Here is a 19,971-nt window from a genome sequence, read left to right as displayed (position 1 = left end):
TGCTGATCCGGGACAGATGGAAATATCCCGTCAAACTGGGTCAGTTCTCAGTGGCAATCAACAGTGATGCCTCTGGTTGCGTCAGACTCGAGCGGCTTCACTGGGCAGGAGTACCTTGGACTGTATCCGGTAACCGAGGAACTGCCCTCCACCTCACATGTCAAGAGGCGGTATGTGACGAAGGGCAAAGGGTCTCGTACCTACATTGAGCCAGGGGCATTTCGCGACGGTCAGACCACGTTTGGTAGCTACTAGACCCTATGCAACTAAACTGGGAGACGGATCAGAACCTTATCTAAATCAAGAGAGGGGCCGACGGTTCGATTCCACTCAAGACCGATGAATGCAGTGAGGTTCGATCGAAACCCCGCGCATGACGTGCGTTCGCGAAGTAGCGGTCGCGTCGGATTGCGCCGAGCTCGTTTTACGTCGCGTCGGCGTGGTCGGTGGCATCTTCCCGAACCTGCAGAATGCGGTCGATAAGGCCCCACTCTAATGCTTCTTCCGCCGTCATGAAGCGGTCGCGATCCATCGCTTGCTCGAATTCTTCGTAGGTGCGGCCGCAATGCTCGGCGTAGAGCCGTGTCATGCGATGCTTGGTCTTCTGCATTTCCTCGGCATGGATCAGCATGTCCGATGCCTGTCCTTGAAATCCGCCCAGCGGTTGGTGAATATGGATGCTGGAATTGGGAAGTGCCGTGCGTTCGCCCGGCTGACCGGACATCAACAGGAACGAGCCCATCGAGCGGGCGGTCCCCATGCACAGCGTATGCACCGGGGCGTGGATGTAACGCATCGTATCGTACATCGCGAGACCGCTGGTTACGACGCCACCTGGCGAATTGATGTAGAGATGGATAGGCCTTTTGGGGTTTTCGGCTTCGAGAAACAGCAATTGTGCGCAGACAAGCGCCGAGACAGTATCGTTCACCTCCCCGTTGAGGAAGATGATCCTCTCACGAAGCAGGCGGGAATAGATGTCGAAGGACCGCTCTCCTCTGCTGGATTGTTCGACGACCATAGGGACGAGTTGCATTGCTTCGCGCATTGGCGAACTCCAATCATTCGAGATTTTCGGGAAGGCCTGCCGCGTCAGGCGGCGAGCATGAGGGTCGGGCTGTTGCCGTTCGCTATCGTTTTCGCCAGCCGCTCGAAGGTCGCGCCGGTCAGCTCGTGGACGATCCGCAGGCTGGTTCCGCCCGATCCATTCGGGGCGATCGTGAAGGTGACGGTGCTTTCGAGATGGGGCGGGGTATCGTCGCGCAATTTGTAGCGGATTTCCTTGCCCGGCGTTTTGGAGAGCGACTGTGGATCGGCAAGCGCCTCCCTGGGCAGCCACTTCTCCCGGAATTCCGCGATGCTGATCGCCCGCCAGACCTTCTCCGGCGACGCGTCCAGTTCGTATCTCTGCTCGAAACCGCTTTCCTGCGCCTCGACTTTCACGTCGTTCATTGATCCATATCCTTCAGCAAGAGCTTGAGAGCGTCGATGCGAGCCGGCCAGTAGGCGCGGTATTTCGCCAGCCATTGCGCGATAAGGGCCAATCCGTCCGGATCGACTTCATAGTTCACGAACCGGCCCTCCTTTTGCTCACGCACCAGCCTTGCCGCTCGCAATACGGCGAGATGCTGGGACATCGCCGGCTGGCTGATATCCATGCCCTGGCGCAGCGTGCTGGCATTCATGCTGCCGTTCGCCAGCTTTTCGAAAATCGTGCGGCGGGTCGGATCCGCCAGCGCGCGGAAAATATCATGTTCGATCATTACGACACATAAGCATACACTTATTCGATTTGCAAGCCTGCCTGGAGCCGGACCGGAATTTCGTGGTGGCCGGATTGCGATACTGCAGCCGTCGAGCGCGGCACACAGCCGGTCACCGAGCGCTTCCTGGAGTTTACGAACGAGACGGGGATGAGAACGAAGCTGTATCAATGGCCAGCGGCGCCACCATACCGCGGATCCGACAAATGGCGAGCCGCTCGCCAAGGCCTTCCGAATTAAGGAAGGCACAGATTTCTGGGCTCGAAAGCCTGGATGTCCCGATGAAGAGAAGTTCCTATGCGCGCCGCGCATAGGTGAGGTGAGAGATTGTTGCCGTTTTAAATCGATTGAAATAACTATATTCCAATCATCGAAACGACGCCGGAACCAAGCAGGGTTGGTGACGTCACATAGCCCTCAGGAAGGGGATTATCATGAACGTAGCACGCTCTTTCAACAATTGGCGTAAGTATCGTCAGGCCATCACCGAACTCGGACGCCTGACTGGCCGCGAACTCCAGGACCTCGGCATCGACCGCGCCGACATCCGCAGCGTTGCCCGCGCATCGATCGCGCGTTAACAGCGTGGCATCTGGTCTCTAAGACTGTTCGACGCCCGCTGACGATGCGGGCGTTTTTGCGTCGAGTTCGCACGTCTAAGTCGCTTGGATGCTCGTTCGCTCAGTGGCCTTTCAGACTTGTGTGCCTTGCATAGCTGCAGTGCAGCATGAGACGTTGGCCCTGTCCGTAATCGGTGTATGATCGGACCTATCGAAGCGATGCACCTCCCCTCGCAAAGCTTCGATTTTCAGGCGGCGCACTCCTCCTCCCAGGGACGTCTGTCGGAACAGCGGCACTCCTCCTCCCAAGTCGCTGCGCGGTTCTTTTCGGAAAGCCTGCCGCACCTCCTCCCGCGGCAGGCTTTTTCGTTCTCGGGGCCTTGTTCCTTCTACAGATTGTGATCGAGTTGCGGCTGTCCCGCAGTCGCGTCGCCGGCCTGATCGTTGGTCAGCGACGACAGTGTTACACCCAACAGGCGCACGGACCGTTTGAAGGGATATCCGACACCCAACTTGGAGGCTGACCTCCCACAAGACGCCGGGCGGGCCGCTATTCCAAGGAGTCGGCAATGAAGGTGGCGATGCTCTGTGCGGGAGTTCACGGGCTGTGAGGCCTACCAGCTCCGGAAAACCGTGGCGACCTTCAAGTTTACGGGTGGCGTTTCACGATTCATGGACAAGGCCGTCTCGGGAATGATCCGGAACGGCTATGCGCCTGAATTCGCTGAGAAGACATTCAGCCAGCTCAAAGGCGTCGACAGGGGCCGGGGTTCAAAACCTTTTAACTGCAGCGCTCCGGAGGTTGTCTTACCTCAAGGCTCTGGGTGATTTGCCGTACTTTTTGCGGAAGCTGGTCGCGAGATGGGCGGAATCGGAGAAGCCGGTTTCGAAAGCGATGGCCGTCATCGACAGCGCACTATTTTCGACCAAGAATCGGGCGTAGCGCAACCGCGTCTCAACGATGAAGCGCTTCGGCGTCATGCCGATATTGTCCCTGAAGAGACGCGCGAACTGGCGTGGCGACAGGCCAACGAGCTTGGCAGCCTGTTCGGGTGAGACATCACGGCCCTTGCGGCTTTCGATCAGCACTATGGCGCGCTGGATACGCGAATCCTCGACATGGCGAAACGTCGTGGCGCGCCCGTGGTCGAAAGCGCTCATGCTTTTCTGTTCGGTCAGCGACAACTGGTGCACGGCCTTGGCCGCCCGGTCCGGTCCGCAATGGCTGCGGATAAGTTCCGTCATCAGCGACAGGATCGACACGCCGCCGGGTACGGTGATGCGGCCGTTCTCGATCAGGAAATCGTCGCGTGTCGAAAATGAAAGACGTGGGAAGGCGATCCGGAAATCCTCTGCGTGGAAGGGATGGACACAAGCCTTTCGCCCCGCCAGCAGGCCTTCCTGGGCCAGGACGAAGACGCCCGTGCAGACGCCGATCACTGGCACGCCGGCGGACGCCGCCACCCGGAGATAGTCTCGATGTTTGCTCGGCGCTGCCCGCAGATGCGGAAGGAGCCCACCGATCGCTACGACATAGTCGAAGTCGGTTGGGTTGATATAGGGCGCGTCGGCCTGCACTCGGATGCCGCAGCTCGCCACCGCGGCTTGGCCCTGTGGTCCCATGATCGACCAGCGGCATTGGAGCGGGCGCGAATTGTCGGCAAAGTCCGCCGCGTGCCGCAAGGGTTCTACGACACCGGACAGCGACATCATCGGGAACGTCGGCCAGAGAAGGATGCCAATGGAAAGGTCTGCCTTGCGGTCGCGTGTGGCGAGCAATCGTTCCGACCAAAGGTCGTCGAGCCAGCGAACATAGTCGGTTTCGCTGTCGGTCGGGCGTCCAGCCTGTCCTGTATCGGTGATCATGTCATGCCTCCGGGGGCATGATAGGCCGGGCATGTCGTATTTTCAAAGAAAATGTCCGAAATCTAAAATTCAGGATCACGCTTCGGTGGCAAGTTCATGGTCCTCGAACACGACATCCGGTGGCAGAGCCGCTGGATCGGGGAACCAAACAAATCGAGGATCACGACAATGGGACTTTCTCTTTCGAGAAGGATGATGGTTTGCGCGCTGCTGGCAGGCAGCTTCATGGTGTCTTCGTCGCTGGCGAACGCATTCGAACTGGCCGAACAGGGCAAGTTGACGGTTGCCTTTACCGGCGACATGCCCGGCTCCGGCTGGCAGGACGGCAAGCTGATCGGCTATGACGGCGAGATCATGCAGAGGATCGCCGACAAGCTCGGCCTCAAGATACAGCCGGCGCTGATGGAATGGTCCGGCACGATTGCCTCCGTGCAGGCAGGCCGCGTCGATGTGATGCTGGGCACGATGGGTTGGACCGAAAAGCGCACCAAGATCATGACGCTTTCCGAGCCGATCCACTACTTCAAGAACGGCATCATGCAATCGAACAAGACCAATTGGAACACGCTTTCGGACCTCGAAGGCAGGAAGGTCGGCACGATCACCGGATTTTCCTTCGTGCCTGAACTGAAGAAGATCAAGGGTCTCGAATTGTCGCTCTACGACACGTCCGATGCGGCGGTGCGCGATCTGATCGCCGGTCGCATAGAGGCGGTCATCGGCGACCCGCCGGTCGTCTCCTATGCCATCAAGCAGAACCCCGCCTGGAACATGCATTTCCTCGCCTTCACCGACAACAGCGCCGACTTTCCGCTGCTGACCGGTCTCGGCCAGGTGGTCTATGGCCTCAACCAGAAGAGCGACGACCTGCGACGGAAGATGGACGCGATTATCACCGAGATGTGGAAAAACTGCGAAATGAAGGAAATCGGTGCCCGATATGGTCTCTCCGCCGATGTCTGGTACCAGCCGGCGGGGAAAAACTTCCGGGCCGGCGTTGACCGCCCGGCAGATTACAAGCTGCCGTCCTGTGCAGCCGGCGGCTGATCGCAACGAAGGGGCGGAAGCCGCGTGACTGCGGCTGCTGCCACCACCTCTCGCCAGATGCGTCAACAAAAGGGAACGGCGATGACCGCGCTTTTGAGCGTTGCGGGCCTGCGCAAGAACTATGGTTCCATCGAAGTCTTGAAGGGCATCGATTTCGAGGTGGCCGCAGGCGAGAAGATCGCCTTGATTGGTCCGTCCGGTTCGGGCAAGTCCACCTGCTTGCGCTGCATGAATTTTCTGGAAAAGCCGAGCGCCGGCGAAATCCGGCTCGATGGCGAGCGCATCGGCATGCGCGAAGGCAGGGTCATGAGCGACCGGCAGCTCGCGCCCCAGCGGGCCGAGATGGGCATGGTTTTCCAACTCTTCAATCTCTGGCCGCATCTGTCGGTTACGGAAAACGTGGCGATCGCGGCACGCAAGGTGCGCGGATTGAAAGATAAGGAAGCGCGTGAGCTGGCGCGCGACATGCTGGCCAAGGTCCATATGACGCACAGGGCCGATGCTTCGCCGCTGGAACTCTCCGGTGGACAGCAGCAGCGTGTCGCAATTGCGCGGGCACTGGCGCAGAAGCCGAAGCTGATGCTGTTTGACGAGCCGACATCGGCGCTCGATCCAGAACTGGTGCACGAGGTGCTGAAGGTTATGGAGGAACTGGCTGCGGAAGGCCGTACGATGCTGATCGTGACACACGAGATCGCCTTTGCCCGCGATATTGCCGACCGTGTCCTGTTTCTCGATGGCGGCACCATCGTCGAGGCTGGCCCGGCCCGGCAGGTGATCACCTCGCCGCAAGAAGTACGGACCCGGGCTTTCCTCAACAAGATCCGGCATTGAGGAGATGGTGCCGTGACCGGGTTTTCTGCATTCATCTCTATCGCGCAGGGTCTTGCAGCCGGGCTGGGCGTGACGGTGCTCGTCACGCTTGCTGCGCTGGCGCTCGGCGTCACGTTCGGATTTCTGTTCGCGCTCATCCGCCAATTCGTAAGTCTGAGGCTTCTGAACATCGCGATCGACGCCTATTGCGAGATCCTCTGCAATGTGCCGGCGCTAACCCATTTGTTCATTCTCTATTTCGGGCTTGCGAGCATCGGTGTGAGGCTGACGTCGATTGCCGCCGCCGTGCTGGGACTTGGGCTCATCGGTGCCGCCATTACCTGCGCCATCTTTCGTGCTGGCTTCGCGAGCCTGCCGAGGGGGCAGGCGGAAGCGGCGCTGGCGGCAGGCTTGACGCCGCTGCAGACGGTTTTCGCCATCCTGACGCCACAGGCCATGCGCATCGCGCTGCCCGCGCTCGGAAACTATGCGGTGCAACTTCTCAAGGATACGTCGGTGGTCTCGGCCATCGCGGCGCCGGAGATTATGTTCTTTGCGCGCTCCATGGTTACATCCACGTTCCAGACCACCCTGATCTATGCAACGGCGGCCGGGCTCTACCTCGTGCTCAGCCTGCCCCTGATGCAGGCGACGCGCTTTCTCGAAAGACGCTACGGGAGACTGAAGGCATGAGCGGCTTTTTCGCACCCTACGCAGACTACGGCGCTGAATGGCTGCCACTGCTCCTCAAAGCGATGATGAATACAGCGGCGATTTCCGTAGCCGCCTTCGCACTCTCGCTCGTTCTGGGGCTCCTGCTTTCTCTCTGCCAGAAATCCCGGTTTCCGGTATTGCGGCATTTCGCGGCGCTTTATGTGATCGTGGTTCGCGGCGTGCCGCTGCTTGCCGTGCTTTTCCTGCTCTATTTCGGGCTTCCCGGCATCGGCATCGTCTTTGATGCTTTTTCCGCCGCTGTCATCGGCCTGGCTTTGTGCTTTGCCGCGCAGGTAGCCGAATTGATGCGCGCGGGGCTGAAGGCAATCCCTGCCGGTCAGAGCGAGGCGGCATTGGCCGCGGGCTTCACGCCTCTGCAGAGCCTGTTCCTGATCATTCTGCCGCAGGTGGTGCGTATCGTGCTTGCGCCACTGATCATCACCTTCGTTTCGTTGCTCAAGGACTCCTCCCTCGCCTCGCTGATCACGGTGAACGAATTGGTACTCACCGGCCGCGCCATGGCGACGGAGTACTTCCTGCCCCTGCAGATCTACGTAGCCGTGGGGCTGTGCTATTTTGCAATCGCCTGGCCCTTCTCTGTTCTTTCCCGATGGCTCGCGGTGCCCGCCAGCCGCTAAGCGGCGTTTCGTCGGCAATCCAACGATGCATCCGCTTAGTCCTTCGTTTGTCGCAGGTTCTTGTCGAGGAACGCACTTTCCGGAACCTGCTTGGATCATTCCCATAAGGCCAAGATCATGAACATTGAAACGCCCGTGAACGGCAGCAGCGCACCGCGGCACGCGGCATGGCCGCCTGCTTATCGTGCACCCATCATCCTTATGACGCCCGACCTAAACGATCGCCAAAATGCCCCGACCGAAAAGGAATATGTCGTGCGGGCGAACTATGCGGAGGCCATCGCCGAAGCCGGTGGCGTACCGCTGATCGTGCCCTATGATCCGAGCAGCCTGGCGACGGTCTTGTCGCTTGCGGATGGGGTAGTGGTGACCGGCGCGCGGCCGGGCGCCGATGTGGCCGGGGAGCGTTTGTCCTACGAACGGGTGCTGATCGAAGAGGCATTGAAGGCGGGCAAGCCGCTTCTCGGGATCTGCCATGGCATGCAGCTGATCGGCGAATGCCTCGGCGGCGAATTCCTGACGGAACTTCCGGCTTCGGCCTTGCCCCATATGCCGCGCGACATTGCCGACGAGCCGGCGCATGAAATCGTCATTGAGCCGGGCAGCAAACTCACGTCCGGGTTCGGCAACGAGGCTATCCGCGTCAACAGCCTTCACCGGCATGCGCTGGCCGGGCCAGGGCGCTTTCGTGTCATCGCACGGGCTCCCGATGGGATCATCGAGGCGATCGAAGGTGCGGCCGATGGCTTTTGCCTTGGCATACAATGGCATCCGGAATACCGGCTGACCGCATTCGACAGGCATATCCTGAAAACGTTCGTCGAGCACAGCGCCGAGGCCGCCAAAGTGAAAAGCATGTTCGCGCCGGAACCGAAGCAAGCCATTTTCGTCCGTGATCGGCTTATGGAACTCGGCCTGTCCTTGCCTAGGGTCTCCATGCCGCCAGGCGCGTTCAGCGGCGCCATCCGCACCGGCGATCTGGTCACCGTTTCCGGGCAGGTGCCGCTCAGGGACGGTCTTGTCGTCCGGACCGGCCATCTGGGGGCTAACGTGTCGATCGAGGAGGGACAGGACTGCGCGCGTTGGTCTCTTCTCAATGCGCTTGCGCAACTTGAAGCCATAACAAGTAGCCTCGATGATGTGAGGGGCTTCGTCCGGCTTGCGGGCTATGTAGCGGCAAGTGCCGATTTCACCCGGCACGGTTCGGTCATCGACGGTGCGTCAGAGCTGCTCAGGGAACTCTTTCCGGATCGATGGGCACATGCGCGCATTGCAATCGGCGTCTCGTCGCTGCCGCGCGGCGTGCCCGTCGAGATCGAGCTGACGGCACTTGTGACGAAGGAGGTTTAAGGTGGCGCGCGTTGCCGTGATCGGGGCAGGGGTCGTGGGCGTTTCCTCGGCCTATCTCCTGGCGAAGGCAGGCCATGACCTCATCCTTGTCGATGCGGCATCTGAACCGGGCCGGGGCGCGAGCGCCGGTAATGCCGCTCAGCTGTCCTGGGCCTATGGCGATGCGATGGCATCTCCGGCTTTATTGCGGCAGTTGCCAGCCATCGTCTTGGGTCGCGACCCGGCATTCCGGATCCGCTGGCAGCTCGACCCGGATTTCTTCCTTTGGGGCCTGAAATTCATCGCCAATACAACGTTCGGGCGCTGGTGGAGCAATACGCGGGACATCCTGGATCTCGCCGATCAGTCTCGACGAGAACTTGGACATCTGCTTGCCGAGACGGATATCGCCTTCGACTATCGCGTCGCTGGCAAGCTGCATCTCTATCCGGATGCGCGAGGCTTTGCTGCCGCGCGAGTGATCGTTGGCCGCAAGATCGAACTTGGCCTCGACCAGCGCCTCCTGACCCGGCGGGAAGCGGAAGAGATCGAGCCGGCGCTTGCCGGCTATCAGAGTGAGATCGCAGGAGCGGTCTACACTCCCGGAGATGCGCTCGGAGATGCGGCGGGCTTCTGCCGCCAACTGACGGGACATATGGTCCGGTGTCATGGGGTTTCGACGATTTTCGGCAGGCGGGTCACTGGCTTCGCCCAGAAAGGCGGAGCGATCACGGCGTTGAGATTTGACGATCGCGACGACATCTGCGTCGATGCGGCTGTCATCGCCGCAGGACCACTGGTCCACGCATTCGCCTCCCATCTGCCTGAGGTGCGGATGATCCGTCCGGTGCGGGGATATTCACTAACCGTGGCAAGAACAGCGACCGCGCCGCAGGTAAGCCTGACGGACGTCAAACGCAAGCTCGCTTTCGCAGCCATCGGCGATCGATTTCGCGTCGCAGGATTGGCCGATATCGAACGGCCTTCTGCCGGTTTCAATACCGACCGGTTTGACGCAATGCGTAGGGCCGCCTGGGCGGTACTGCCGGAGGTGTTCGAGGAGCCGGACGAACTGATGCGCTGGTCGGGAGAACGGCCGACGACGCCTTCGTCCAGGCCGGTCATCGCAGCGTCTCGTCGACTGCGTGGCCTTTATCTCAATGCCGGCCACGGCATGTTGGGATGGACGCTTGCGCTTGGTTCGGCGAGAAAAGTCGCGGACATGATCCCGTTCATCGGGCGGTAAATTCATCCTTGGTCTTTTCCAGGGGTTGGTTGATTTGCACGGCAAGCGGGCTCGTTGTCCCGGTGCCTCATGCTTGCAGATTGCTGATGCAGTGTTTCTGATTTCCGTTGAGCCTGCGATGCCTGGTTCCATGCCACAAGGTCTATGTGACGCTAGAAATCGTGAAAATCAATTTCATGATTCCGAGTTTTCCAACGTTCCCAGTTGACTGGATGCAAATTTTGTCACAGTTTGAAGAAAATAAATTACGAAGCGGGGAACTGCATCGTCATGAAAGTGGGAATCGTGGGGCTGGGATTCCGGCTCGGCTATCTTGGCTATGTTTTCAGGACGATCGATGCCAGCTTCGATATCGTAGGCTATGTGGATCCGGCACCTGCGGGACTTCCTAATCTGGTCGAAAAGGGAATTTCGGCTGGAAAATCCTACGCTACGCCTCAGGATCTGCTTGCCAACGAAAAGCTCGATCTCTTGATGATCGGGTCGCCGAACCACATGCATCTCGATCACATCAGGCAGGGGCTTGAAGCTGGGCTGAAAGTCTTTTGTGAAAAGCCGATTGTCACGACGACCGCGGAAAGTCTCGAGCTCGCCGGGCTACTGGCGCAGTTCGGTCATGAACGGCTGATGGTCGGTCTGGTGTTGCGCTATTCGCCGCTCTACAAGGACCTTCGCAACATTCAGGCCGCTGGCAAGCTCGGCAATATCGTGTCGATCGAAGCGTGCGAGCATATCCAGCCTTATCACGGCGCATTCTTCATGCGCGACTGGCGGCGGTACGAGCGCTATTCCGGCAGTTTCATGCTGGAAAAGTGCTGCCATGATCTCGACCTCTATAACGGTGTCGTCGGGGTGCGGCCAGAACGGGTCGCCAGCTTCGGCGGCCGCAAGAGCTTCATTCCGGCCAACGACCCGGCACGCGACGGGGTAAACGATCTCGAGCTTTTCCATCGCAAGCCAAGCGGCTGGATGGGGACCGACAAGGTGTTCGACAGCGATGCCGACATCATCGACTACCAAGTTGCGATCGTTGAATATGCCAATGGCGTCGGCATGAATTTTCACACTAATCTCAACGTCCCCGACCAGTTCCGCCGTTTCGCCATAATGGGTTCGCGCGGCATGGCCGAAGGCGATTTCGTCCGCGGCTATCTCGACGTGCATGAGCAACTGACCGGCAAGAAGCTGATCGAAAACAAATATTCGGCGACCGAACTCTCCGAGCATTATGGCGCCGACGAGCAGATGGCGGCGGACATTCTGGAGAGTGTTCGAACAGGATCCGATCTTCCGGTGTCGACCCTCAACGCACTGGAAGCCGGCATTCTAGCTCTGGCTATGGACGAAGCGCGCGCGAAGAAGGCGGTAGTCGATCTTCGACCTGTTTGGGACAGGTTCGACGAGGCGCTACTCGCGAAGGCGGCTTAAGGAGGAGGGTGGGATGGGCGTCCAGAGAAGCAACGTTATCTTCGCCTGGATCCTTCTCCTTCCTGCCGTCCTTTACGTGCTCGTCATTGTCGCCTATCCGCTGGCCGACACGTTCATCCTCTCCTTCACCGATGCCTCGTTGAGAAGGATCACCCATTGGGTCGGCTGGATCAACTACGAGAAGATCTTCAACGCCACATTTGCCGAGGTCATTGTCCGCACCTTCATATGGACGTTCTTTTCGGTGGCGCTGAAAATGGTGATCGGCACTTTTGGCGCCACCATGCTCAACGCCTCGGTTCCCGGCCGCTCTCTCTTCCGGCTGCTGACCATGCCGCCATGGATCGTGCCGATGGCGATCGGCATCTTCATGTGGGGCTGGATGTATAACGGTGAGTTCGGGATGATTTCCGGCGTCCTGCAGCGCCTGGGACTGGTCGATGGTCCGGTGGCTTTTCTGGCTTATGGCAGCACCGCCTTCTGGGCGACGATCGTGACGGACGTATGGATCGGCGTTCCCCTGGTCACCATCTATTTTCTGGCGGCGATCCAATCGATTCCGAAGGATCTCTACGAAGCCGCCTGGACCGATGGCGCAGGTCGCTTCTATCGCTTCCGTCGCATCACGCTGCCGCTGATGACGCCGGCGATTATTACCATGTCGATGCTGTCGCTAATCGCCACGTTCAATTCCTTCGACATTATCTGGATTTTGACCCAAGGCGGCCCGAGCGGCGAAACCACCACGATGATCATCGATACCTACCAGACTGCCATCGGGTCGAAGAAATATGGCGAGGGCGCCGCACGTGCCGTGCTGATCTGTATCTTCCTGTCAACTTTCTGCTTTGCCTATTTCCGTATCACCCGTCGCCTCAACCCGGAGAAGCGCGCATGAGCCGCCCGGCAATGATCGATCGTTATCGCTGGTGGGAGATCGTGCTGATATATTGCGGGATCGCTCTGTTTCTGATCTTCGTGCTGGCGCCTTTCGTGGAAGGTTTCCTGGTCTCGCTGAAGCCGTTGAGCCAGCTGTTTTCCGCTCCCTACCGGTTTTGGCCGAAGAACGCCTCTTTTGAGGCTTACCGAACGATGTGGGTGAGCGTTCCGGGCTTCGGCCGCTATATTTTCAATTCGTTCTTCATCTCGACCGTTGTCACCGTGATCGTGCTCTGCCTGGTCATCCCGGCGGCCTATGCCTTTGCCAAGTTCGAATTCAAGGGCATGGGCATTCTTCTTGGCGCTTTCCTGACGGTCAACATGTTTTCCGGCGCGGTGCTCCTGATCCCGCTCTTCCGGCTGATGCGCAGCTTGGGCGTGTTGAACACATACCTCGCCATGATCGTGCCCGGCGTCGCCTTTCTTATTCCTTCGGCGATCTGGTTGCTCAGGACTTATATGATCCGCATTCCGCAGGAGCTGAATGAGGCGGCGTATATGGATGGCGCCAGCCACTTCTACACGCTTCGACGCGTAATCCTGCCGATAGCTATGCCCGGCATCACCGTCGTGGCGATCACCACCTTCATTGGCGCCTACGCGCAGCAGTTCATCTTCGCGCTGACCTTCAACTCGAAGACTGAATACATGCCTTTGCCGGTTGGCCTATTCGCCTATTTCGGCAGGCAGGAGGTTGTCTGGAACGAATTGATGGCGGCTTCCTTCGTCGGCATCCTGCCGGCGATGGTCGTCATCTTCTTCCTGCAGCGCTATCTCGTCGGCGGGCTGACCGCCGGCGCGGTGAAACAATAAGAGTAAGAAAAACCAGTGAACAGCTAACACGAGAACGGGAGTCTAAGACGTGACCATTACATTGAAAACTGGCCTCATGGCGCTCGCCCTGCTTGGCTCGACGGCATTGACGGGAGGCATTGCCCAAGCCGCCGACAAGGAAATCAGCTGGATCTATTGCGGCGACACGATCGATCCGATCCACACCAAATACATCAAGCAGTGGGAAGAAAAGAATCCCGGCTGGAAGGTGACCCCGGAAGTCGTCGGCTGGGCTCAATGCCAGGACAAGGCAACGACGCTGGCCGTCGCCGGCACGCCGGTGGCGATGGCCTATGTCGGTTCGCGCACGCTCAAGGAGTTTGCCCAGAACGACCTGATCGTTCCCGTGCCGATGACCGATGCGGAAAAGAAGGCCTACTACCCGCACATCGTCGACACCGTCACCTTCGAGGGAAACCAATGGGGCGTACCGATCGCGTTTTCGACCAAGGCGCTCTACTGGAACAAGGACCTCTTCAAACAGGCCGGCCTCGATCCGGAAAAGCCGCCGAAGACCTGGGCGGAGGAAATTGCCGACGCTAAGACCATCAAGGAAAAGACCGGCATTCCCGGTTTCGGTCTTTCGGCCAAGACATTCGACAACACCATGCATCAGTTCATGCATTGGGTTTATGCCAACAATGGCAGCGTGATTGACGCCGAGGGCAAGATCACGCTCGACAGCCCGCAAGTCCTCGCTGCCCTCAAGGCCTATAAGGATATCTCTGCCTATGCCGAAGAGGGACCAACGGCCTATGAGCAGAACGAAGTCCGCGCCATCTTCCTCGACGGCAAGGTGGCCATGATCCAGGCGGGCTCGGGCGCCGCTTATCGCCTGAAGGACACAAAGATCAACTGGGGCGTCACCACCCTGCCGCTCGGACCCGATGCAAAGGGACCAGGCACTCTACTGATCACCGACAGCCTTGCGATCTTTAAGGGCTCCGGGGTCGAGGAAAAGGCGACCGAATTCGCCAAATACATAACCTCACCCGACATCCAGGCCGAATACGAGCTGCAGGGCGGCGCCGGCTTGACGCCGCTACGTCCATCGGCAAAAGTCGATGAATTCGTCGCCAAGGATCCGTTCTGGAAGCCATTCATCGAAGGGATCAGCTATGGCGGCCCCGAACCGCTGTTCACCGACTACAAGGGCTTTCAAAATTCGATGATCGAGATGGTCCAGTCGGTCATCACCGGCAAGGCTGAACCGGAAGCTGCAATCAAGAAGGCGGCAAGCGAAATCGAAGCTTTCAAATAAGCGATGCTTGGGGGATCGCGGGCGTTGGCCTGCGGTCCCTTTCGATGTGACAGCGACCGGAGACAGGTTTTTGGGACAGCTTATTCTCAACAATGTTCGGAAATCCTACGGCAATTATGAAGTTCTCAAGGGCGTTCGTCTCGAAGTGAGGAACGGCGAATTCGTGGTTTTCGTTGGCCCCTCGGGTTGCGGCAAATCCACGCTTTTGCGCATGATTGCCGGCCTTGACGCGACCACGGCCGGCGACATCGTCATCGATGGCGTGCGCGTCAATGATCTGCCGCCAGTCAAGCGTGGTATTGCCATGGTCTTCCAGTCCTATGCGCTCTACCCGCATATGACGGTGTTCGAGAACATCGCCTTTCCACTTCGTGTCGAGAAGATGGAAGAGCAGAAACTGAAGGCCAAGGTCGAGAATGCCGCACGCATCCTGCATCTCGAGGAGCGCTTGCAACAGAAGCCGGGCATGCTTTCCGGAGGCCAGCGCCAGCGTGTGGCGATCGGCCGCGCAATCGTGAGGGAGCCAAAGATATTCCTGTTCGACGAGCCGCTCTCCAATCTGGATGCAGCCTTGCGCGCCGACATGCGCATTGAGCTTGCCAAACTCCACCGGCAGCTGAAGGCAACGATGATCTATGTCACGCATGACCAAGTTGAGGCCATGACCATGGCCGACCGCATCGTGGTCCTCGACGCTGGCAACATCTCGCAGACCGGCGCGCCGCTGGAACTTTATCATAAGCCGGCAAACTGCTTCGTCGYTGGCTTCATCGGCAATCCCAAGATGAACTTCCTGCCCGTCGCCTGCAAGGGCATCAGCGATGCCGGCGTTACGGTCGTCTATAACGGGCAGACCGTCACCCTCCCGGTCGCGCCTCGTGAGGGCATGATTGGCAAGCCACTGGTGCTCGGCATCCGGCCTGAGCATGTACAGCTCGGTGCGGGCGATATTTCGCTCACCCTTACGCCGTCGCTCATCGAACGCCTGGGAGCCAACACCGTCGCGTATGCTTCGCTCAACGGCGGCGAGGGCGAGAATTTCTGCGCCATGCTGCCCGGCAGCGTCGGCATACGCGCCGATGTGCCGGTTGCAATGGGCATCAGTGCCGCCGACTGCCATCTCTTCGACGAGACCGGCACTGCGTTCGAGCGCCGCGTGACCCTCACGGAAATCGACATGAGTGTCCTCGACCCGGCATCGGTCGTCTAACGTTCAAGTTCATGAGGATCGGCCACCATCGGCCAGATGTCTTTTGGCGCGCGCAGATAGGGCGTCTTGGCCGGATTGTTCGGATAGGGCGTCCCGGCGGAACAATAGAGGATTTCGGCGGCAATCCTGGAGAAGGATGCGAAAAAGTGGTTGGTTGATTTGATCACCAGAATCTTCTTCTGGGCCGGATCGATCCCCATCACGGTAAACAGGCTCGGGTCGAAACTCTGGGCTCGCGTCGAGTTTAGGATGATGTCGATGCCATCAAGCGTGATGTGAGCTGCGTCGCCGAAGGGTGCAAGGCTCTCGCCAAACTGCATCTCAGCATTTTGCACCAGCTTGACGACCTTGACGATGCCGTCGACAGGATTGCCGGTTCCAGGAGCGGACTTGGCGCCAAAGCGCAGCCTGATCTCCGCCCCTTCGCCCGCAGCAAAACAAATCTGTACCGCCATCGGGTCCCAGATGGTGCCGATCGCCGCTTCCGTCGCGCCGCGTGCGATCAACTCGTCCAGGATAATCGTTGCGTCGCCTGCCGTGCCGCCACCGGGRTTGTCCCAGACATCGGCGATGACCACCGGCCAGGCGGTTGCAGACAATGCACGTGACACGGCCACTTTTTCATCGATCTGCGGCATGATGAACGTGCCGCGTTTGGAAAACAGCTCCAGGCCCAATTCGCGGGCGAGCGCTGCCCCTTTCTCTGGCTTGCTGTCGGTCACGACCAGCATTTTCGTTCCCATTTCCGGAACATCGCCGGCCATGAAGCCGTGGATGACCGAGATTGACAGCACATCAGGATCAGTCTTCTCGATGCCGACAATCTTGTCGACGAAGGAGCGCATAGGGTCGCGCGAGGTCGGAAAGACGTCGATCATGCGGCAGTCGAAAACCGAGGTTACTGGCTTCACCCCGCCTTCCAGCGCGTCGACGGCAATACGCCACAGGTCTTCGGCGCGGTCGACGAAGTCGGTGTGAGGGAATTCCTTGAAACAAACGGCGAAATCCAAGGCGTCGACCCGTTTGGCGGTCAAGTGACTATGTGGATCCAGTGCTGCGCATACGAGGATATCCGCCCCGACAATATCGCGGATGTGTGCCAGAAAATCGCCTTCCGGGTCCTCGTAACCGGACGCCACCATGGCTCCATGCAACCCGAGAACGACGGCATCGACCGGCATGGCAGCGCGCAGCTGCCCAAGGATCTCGTCGCGTAAGCCCTCATAGGTGGCGCGATTGACCAGACCAGCGGGGTCCGCCCAGGCAGCCGTCCCTTCGATCAACTGCCAGCCCCTCTCAGCTACGATCCGACGGCCGACGGTGATCGGCGCCGTGCAAAGCGTTGGCGTTGCGGGATGCTGACCGGGCGGTGCATAGAGCGAGGCCTCGAATGCGCGGCGATCGACGCAGATCGGCGAGAAGGTATTCGTCTCGGTCGCCAGTGCTGCTGTGAATATACGCAAGAGCTTGGCCCTTTTTGTCAGCCCATGGGGTTCGGTAAGTAGCCCGTGAAGCCGGAAATCTTCCACCGGCCCTCATGCAGGCGGCAGTAATAGAGCGCCTGCCACTGCATCACGTCGCGGCTGCCATCGGTCTTGGTGAGGGAGCCATCGAATTTTTTGCGCACCAGCGCTACTTCACCTTCGATCTCGATATCCTCGAGTGTCGTCGTCGTAAAAATCGCAGTCCGTGCATCTTCCGCAAGGCTTTCCTTGGCGAAGTCCTTGGCCTGGCGCAGCCATTCATCGCGGTAAGCAGTCAGCGTCGGATAGGCAAGCCGCCATTTGTCTGGGCTTATCTGCTTGCGGCCGTCAATCCCGATAAAACCTTCTTCGACGARATCGCCCGCGACCATGGACCAGTCGGCAGCCAGAAAGGCGTCGATATCACGCGGGACGAGCATCTCCCAGATAGCGTGGCGCGCCGCGTCGGAGGATGGAAAAGGATTGAGGAAGGGATCACGCATTTTCGGCCTTCATTGAAATTCTTTTCATGATATAGCTTTTTCGCTGGTCAAATTCGGGCTTTTGTGGTGATTTGTCAACTTGATAGGAAAAAAATTTGCAAGACTTGCCTAATGCCATCGACGTCGTGGCATTGTTCTCATCGGGTGAACTGGCAGGTCGCTGCCGTTCCGATGCAGTTTTCGAGGACGGCAGGTTACAGGGTGAGAATCGGCGGCATCGCCTGTAAGAAGAAGGATCGATAGCGGGCGGTCATTGGGGGTTGGGTTGGATATCTTTTCCGCATTGCAGGAAGACAGAGGACAGCTCTCGCCAGCGGAGGGCCGCATTGCGGAGATCATCGTCAGCGATTTCGAATTTGCGGTGAATGCGTCGATCATTGAATTGGCAGAGCGAGCGGAAGTTTCTCCGCCAACCGTTACCCGCTTCTGCCGCCGGCTCGGCTGTGAAAGCTTCTCGGACTTCAAGGTCCAGCTTGCCCGCACCGCTCATATCGGCGTGCGCTACCTGAAGCCGGAGCCGAAGAGCAGTGATCCCGCGGATGTCGCGCAGGACATCATTACCAAGGCGCAGAACGCCCTTTTTCTCTTGCATCGTTCACTCGATATCGATGCGATCAATCGCGCTGCCGAACGGATCGCCAAGGCGGAGATGATCTATGCCTTCGGATCCGGCGGCAATTCGTCGATGATTGCCGAAGAGTTCCAGAACCGTCTTTTTCGGCTGGGACTGCGGATCACTGCCAGTTCCGATCACAGCATGCAGCTGATGATGGCTGCCGCAGCCCGGCCAGGCGACGTGCTGATCGGCTCCTCCTTCTCGGGACGCAACGCCGAATTGGTGCGTGCCTTTGCGCTGGCGCGCGAATCGAAGGTGACGACGATCGCGCTCACGCAGAGCGGCAGCCCGGTCGCGGATGTGGCCGAGATCGTCGTGCCAATCGATCTGCCGGAGGGCAACAATATCTACCGCCCGACCTCGACCCGCATCGCCTACATCGCGACGGTCGATATTCTCGCGAGTCTGGTTGCCTATGCGATCCAGCCAAAGGCCACGGTGACGCTCCGGCGCATCAAGCAACAACTGGTGACACACCGTGACGGCGACGACCGCCAGTTGCTTGGGGACTAGGATCGCTGAAAAGGAGAGGACGCATGACGAGTTCGATCGCCATCGTGACGGGCGCCGCAGGAGACATCGGTTCTGCCATCGTGGCGCGGATGGGCGATGATCATGATGTCGTGCTGCTGGCCGATATCGACTTGAAGGCAGCCGAAACGGTCGCAGCGGCGCTGGGAGACAGCAGGCAGTTTGTTGCGGTGGAATGCGACGTTACCAGCGAGGCAAGTGTTGCCGGACTTGCAAAACGCGCCACTGAACTCGGCCTGGTGAGGACGCTCGTCAACAATGCCGGTGCGGCGCGTGCCGTCAGCCTGCACGATACGACTCCGGCGATCTGGCGCATGGACAATGCGCTCAACCTGGAAGCGGCGTTTCTGTGCTTCCGCGCCGTGGAAGACATGCTGAAGGCTTCCAGGGGCTCGGTCGTCAACATCGCATCGATCAACGGCATGGCTGTCTTCGGCCATCCGGCCTATAGCGCAGCCAAGGCAGGGCTCCTGCATTTTACCCGGCTGGTCGCCGTCGAATATGGCAAGTTCGGCATTCGCTCCAACGCCGTAGCCCCCGGCACGGTGCGGACACATGCATGGGAAGCGCGCGCCGCCGCCAATCCCGATGTGTTTGAGGAAGCACGCCGATGGTATCCGCTGCAGCGGGTCGTCGATCCCACGGAGGTCGCCAATGCGGTCGCCTTCCTCGCCGGTCCGCAGGCGGCTGCGATCAGCGGCGTTTGCCTGCCGGTCGACTGCGGCCTGACAGCCGGCCAGGCCGAGCTGGCGCGCACATTTTCACAGTCCGAGCATTACTGAAGCCATGAACGAAAGCAGTGCTGGATATGAAGCCGATTTTCACTGAGCCGAGGTTTACATGGTGCGAATAGCCGTTGGCGGAATTCACACGGAATGCAGTACCTATTCGCCGGTGCTGATGACGATTGAGGATTTTCGCGTCCTACGCGGACCGGATCTCCTCGCCTCCGACTATTTCAGTTTTCTGGACGCGGAGGGGATCGATCATCTGCCGCTTCTGCATGCGCGGGCGGTTCCCGGCGGGCCGGTGTCGCGGCTCGCTTACGAGGCGTTCAAGGCCGAATTCCTGCAGCGCCTGAAGGCTGTCCTGCCGGTCGATGGGCTCTATCTTGCCATGCATGGCGCGATCAATGTCGAGGGTGTGGACGACGCCGAAGGCGATTGGATATCGGCGGCCCGCGCCGTGGTCGGTTCGGATTGCATCGTGG

Annotated in this window: 21 protein-coding genes and 1 pseudogene; 16 read left to right on the top strand and 6 right to left on the bottom strand. The window is 59.3% G+C overall.

Going from position 1 to position 19,971, the window contains the following annotated elements; translation table 11 throughout:
• Window positions 1-424 precede the first annotated feature (424 nt).
• From AC1D06_RS36435 to AC1D06_RS36425, 3 genes are read right to left on the bottom strand one after another with little or no spacing between them, the layout of a single operon-like run.
• Window positions 425-1,048: an ATP-dependent Clp protease proteolytic subunit gene (locus tag AC1D06_RS36435; RefSeq protein WP_477880812.1), complete on the bottom strand. Its 624-nt coding sequence runs from the start codon at window positions 1,046-1,048 to the stop codon at window positions 425-427.
• A 44-nt stretch (window positions 1,049-1,092) separates the two neighbouring features.
• Entirely contained in the window at window positions 1,093-1,452 is a 360-nt protein-coding gene (locus AC1D06_RS36430; RefSeq protein ID WP_477880810.1) for an SRPBCC family protein, read from the bottom strand.
• A complete protein-coding gene (locus AC1D06_RS36425; protein WP_029792733.1) occupies window positions 1,449-1,763 on the bottom strand; it encodes an ArsR/SmtB family transcription factor in 315 nt (104 codons plus the stop codon). The genes AC1D06_RS36430 and AC1D06_RS36425 overlap by 4 nt, the downstream gene beginning before the upstream one ends.
• Window positions 1,764-2,197: 434 nt before the next feature.
• Between AC1D06_RS36425 and AC1D06_RS36420 the strand changes: the two genes are divergently transcribed.
• Together AC1D06_RS36420 and AC1D06_RS36415 are read left to right on the top strand one after the other, a co-directional pair.
• A complete protein-coding gene (locus tag AC1D06_RS36420; protein WP_477990548.1) occupies window positions 2,198-2,344 on the top strand; it encodes a DUF1127 domain-containing protein in 147 nt (48 codons plus the stop codon).
• A gap of 477 nt (window positions 2,345-2,821) precedes the next feature.
• Window positions 2,822-3,076: pseudogene (locus AC1D06_RS36415) on the top strand (hypothetical protein); the annotation flags it as partial.
• 54 nt (window positions 3,077-3,130) lie between these two features.
• On the opposite strand, the gene AC1D06_RS36410 reads toward AC1D06_RS36415, so the two are convergent.
• The gene (locus tag AC1D06_RS36410) at window positions 3,131-4,189 is read right to left on the bottom strand and encodes a GlxA family transcriptional regulator (RefSeq protein WP_477880807.1); all 1,059 of its coding nucleotides are present in this window, start codon (window positions 4,187-4,189) and stop codon (window positions 3,131-3,133) included.
• A gap of 168 nt (window positions 4,190-4,357) precedes the next feature.
• On the opposite strand from AC1D06_RS36410, the gene AC1D06_RS36405 reads away from it, so the two are divergent.
• The 11 genes from AC1D06_RS36405 to AC1D06_RS36355 all read left to right on the top strand — a co-directional run bounded on the left by AC1D06_RS36405 (window position 4,358) and on the right by AC1D06_RS36355 (window position 15,648).
• Window positions 4,358-5,236 carry an ABC transporter substrate-binding protein gene (locus AC1D06_RS36405; RefSeq protein ID WP_477990547.1) on the top strand — a complete coding sequence of 293 codons (879 nt, stop codon included), beginning with the start codon at window positions 4,358-4,360 and terminating at the stop codon, window positions 5,234-5,236.
• 81 nt (window positions 5,237-5,317) lie between these two features.
• A complete protein-coding gene (locus AC1D06_RS36400; protein WP_477880804.1) occupies window positions 5,318-6,070 on the top strand; it encodes an amino acid ABC transporter ATP-binding protein in 753 nt (250 codons plus the stop codon).
• A gap of 12 nt (window positions 6,071-6,082) precedes the next feature.
• On the top strand, window positions 6,083-6,742 hold the full coding sequence (locus AC1D06_RS36395; protein ID WP_477990546.1) for an amino acid ABC transporter permease: 660 nt from the start codon (window positions 6,083-6,085) through the stop codon (window positions 6,740-6,742).
• Window positions 6,739-7,401, top strand: coding sequence for an amino acid ABC transporter permease (locus AC1D06_RS36390; protein ID WP_477990545.1), 663 nt, complete (start codon window positions 6,739-6,741; stop codon window positions 7,399-7,401). Before AC1D06_RS36395 ends, AC1D06_RS36390 begins: the two co-directional genes overlap by 4 nt.
• 117 nt (window positions 7,402-7,518) lie before the next feature.
• Window positions 7,519-8,751 (top strand): Atu1372/SO_1960 family protein, encoded by a 1,233-nt coding sequence (locus tag AC1D06_RS36385; RefSeq protein ID WP_477990544.1) that lies wholly within the window; start codon window positions 7,519-7,521, stop codon window positions 8,749-8,751.
• 1 nt (window position 8,752) lies between these two features.
• Window positions 8,753-9,976 (top strand): FAD-dependent oxidoreductase, encoded by a 1,224-nt coding sequence (locus tag AC1D06_RS36380; protein WP_477990543.1) that lies wholly within the window; start codon window positions 8,753-8,755, stop codon window positions 9,974-9,976.
• A 270-nt stretch (window positions 9,977-10,246) separates the two neighbouring features.
• Window positions 10,247-11,404: a Gfo/Idh/MocA family protein gene (locus AC1D06_RS36375; RefSeq protein WP_477990542.1), complete on the top strand. Its 1,158-nt coding sequence runs from the start codon at window positions 10,247-10,249 to the stop codon at window positions 11,402-11,404.
• A gap of 13 nt (window positions 11,405-11,417) precedes the next feature.
• Window positions 11,418-12,302: a carbohydrate ABC transporter permease gene (locus AC1D06_RS36370; protein ID WP_477880794.1), complete on the top strand. Its 885-nt coding sequence runs from the start codon at window positions 11,418-11,420 to the stop codon at window positions 12,300-12,302.
• Window positions 12,299-13,156, top strand: coding sequence for a carbohydrate ABC transporter permease (locus AC1D06_RS36365; RefSeq protein WP_477880792.1), 858 nt, complete (start codon window positions 12,299-12,301; stop codon window positions 13,154-13,156). Before AC1D06_RS36370 ends, AC1D06_RS36365 begins: the two co-directional genes overlap by 4 nt.
• A 76-nt stretch (window positions 13,157-13,232) precedes the next feature.
• The gene (locus AC1D06_RS36360; protein WP_477990549.1) at window positions 13,233-14,438 is read left to right on the top strand and encodes an ABC transporter substrate-binding protein; all 1,206 of its coding nucleotides are present in this window, start codon (window positions 13,233-13,235) and stop codon (window positions 14,436-14,438) included.
• A 70-nt stretch (window positions 14,439-14,508) separates the two neighbouring features.
• Window positions 14,509-15,648: an ABC transporter ATP-binding protein gene (locus AC1D06_RS36355; protein WP_477990541.1), complete on the top strand. Its 1,140-nt coding sequence runs from the start codon at window positions 14,509-14,511 to the stop codon at window positions 15,646-15,648.
• On the opposite strand, the gene AC1D06_RS36350 is transcribed toward AC1D06_RS36355, so the two are convergent.
• Window positions 15,645-17,111: a M81 family metallopeptidase gene (locus AC1D06_RS36350; protein ID WP_477990540.1), complete on the bottom strand. Its 1,467-nt coding sequence runs from the start codon at window positions 17,109-17,111 to the stop codon at window positions 15,645-15,647. The two genes, AC1D06_RS36355 and AC1D06_RS36350, sit on opposite strands and share 4 nt — an antisense overlap.
• Before the next feature lie 17 nt (window positions 17,112-17,128).
• The gene (locus tag AC1D06_RS36345; protein WP_477990539.1) at window positions 17,129-17,614 is read right to left on the bottom strand and encodes a hypothetical protein; all 486 of its coding nucleotides are present in this window, start codon (window positions 17,612-17,614) and stop codon (window positions 17,129-17,131) included.
• 265 nt (window positions 17,615-17,879) lie between these two features.
• On the opposite strand from AC1D06_RS36345, the gene AC1D06_RS36340 reads away from it, so the two are divergent.
• The 3 genes from AC1D06_RS36340 to AC1D06_RS36330 form a co-directional block, all read left to right on the top strand.
• Entirely contained in the window at window positions 17,880-18,743 is an 864-nt protein-coding gene (locus AC1D06_RS36340) for a MurR/RpiR family transcriptional regulator (RefSeq protein WP_477990538.1), read from the top strand.
• Window positions 18,744-18,766: 23 nt separating this feature from the next.
• On the top strand, window positions 18,767-19,543 hold the full coding sequence (locus AC1D06_RS36335) for an SDR family oxidoreductase (RefSeq protein WP_477990537.1): 777 nt from the start codon (window positions 18,767-18,769) through the stop codon (window positions 19,541-19,543).
• A 61-nt stretch (window positions 19,544-19,604) separates the two neighbouring features.
• Window positions 19,605-19,971, top strand: a 367-nt coding sequence (locus AC1D06_RS36330) for a M81 family metallopeptidase (RefSeq protein WP_477990536.1), incomplete at its 3' end; no start/stop codon positions are given.

The organism is Rhizobium sp. P2_G2 (assembly GCF_056403555.1).
The sequence above is the reverse complement of the archived record's forward strand: the minus strand, read 5'-3'. Positions and strand labels throughout refer to the sequence as shown.

Coding starts and splice junctions, on each gene's coding strand:
- AC1D06_RS36435 (WP_477880812.1), bottom strand. CDS start 1,048: ATGCGCGAAGCAATGCAACTCGTCCCTATGGTCGTCGAACAATCCAGC.
- AC1D06_RS36430 (WP_477880810.1), bottom strand. CDS start 1,452: ATGAACGACGTGAAAGTCGAGGCGCAGGAAAGCGGTTTCGAGCAGAGA.
- AC1D06_RS36425 (WP_029792733.1), bottom strand. CDS start 1,763: ATGATCGAACATGATATTTTCCGCGCGCTGGCGGATCCGACCCGCCGC.
- AC1D06_RS36420 (WP_477990548.1), top strand. CDS start 2,198: ATGAACGTAGCACGCTCTTTCAACAATTGGCGTAAGTATCGTCAGGCC.
- AC1D06_RS36410 (WP_477880807.1), bottom strand. CDS start 4,189: ATGATCACCGATACAGGACAGGCTGGACGCCCGACCGACAGCGAAACC.
- AC1D06_RS36405 (WP_477990547.1), top strand. CDS start 4,358: ATGGGACTTTCTCTTTCGAGAAGGATGATGGTTTGCGCGCTGCTGGCA.
- AC1D06_RS36400 (WP_477880804.1), top strand. CDS start 5,318: ATGACCGCGCTTTTGAGCGTTGCGGGCCTGCGCAAGAACTATGGTTCC.
- AC1D06_RS36390 (WP_477990545.1), top strand. CDS start 6,739: ATGAGCGGCTTTTTCGCACCCTACGCAGACTACGGCGCTGAATGGCTG.
- AC1D06_RS36385 (WP_477990544.1), top strand. CDS start 7,519: ATGAACATTGAAACGCCCGTGAACGGCAGCAGCGCACCGCGGCACGCG.
- AC1D06_RS36375 (WP_477990542.1), top strand. CDS start 10,247: ATGAAAGTGGGAATCGTGGGGCTGGGATTCCGGCTCGGCTATCTTGGC.
- AC1D06_RS36370 (WP_477880794.1), top strand. CDS start 11,418: ATGGGCGTCCAGAGAAGCAACGTTATCTTCGCCTGGATCCTTCTCCTT.
- AC1D06_RS36365 (WP_477880792.1), top strand. CDS start 12,299: ATGAGCCGCCCGGCAATGATCGATCGTTATCGCTGGTGGGAGATCGTG.
- AC1D06_RS36360 (WP_477990549.1), top strand. CDS start 13,233: ATGGCGCTCGCCCTGCTTGGCTCGACGGCATTGACGGGAGGCATTGCC.
- AC1D06_RS36335 (WP_477990537.1), top strand. CDS start 18,767: ATGACGAGTTCGATCGCCATCGTGACGGGCGCCGCAGGAGACATCGGT.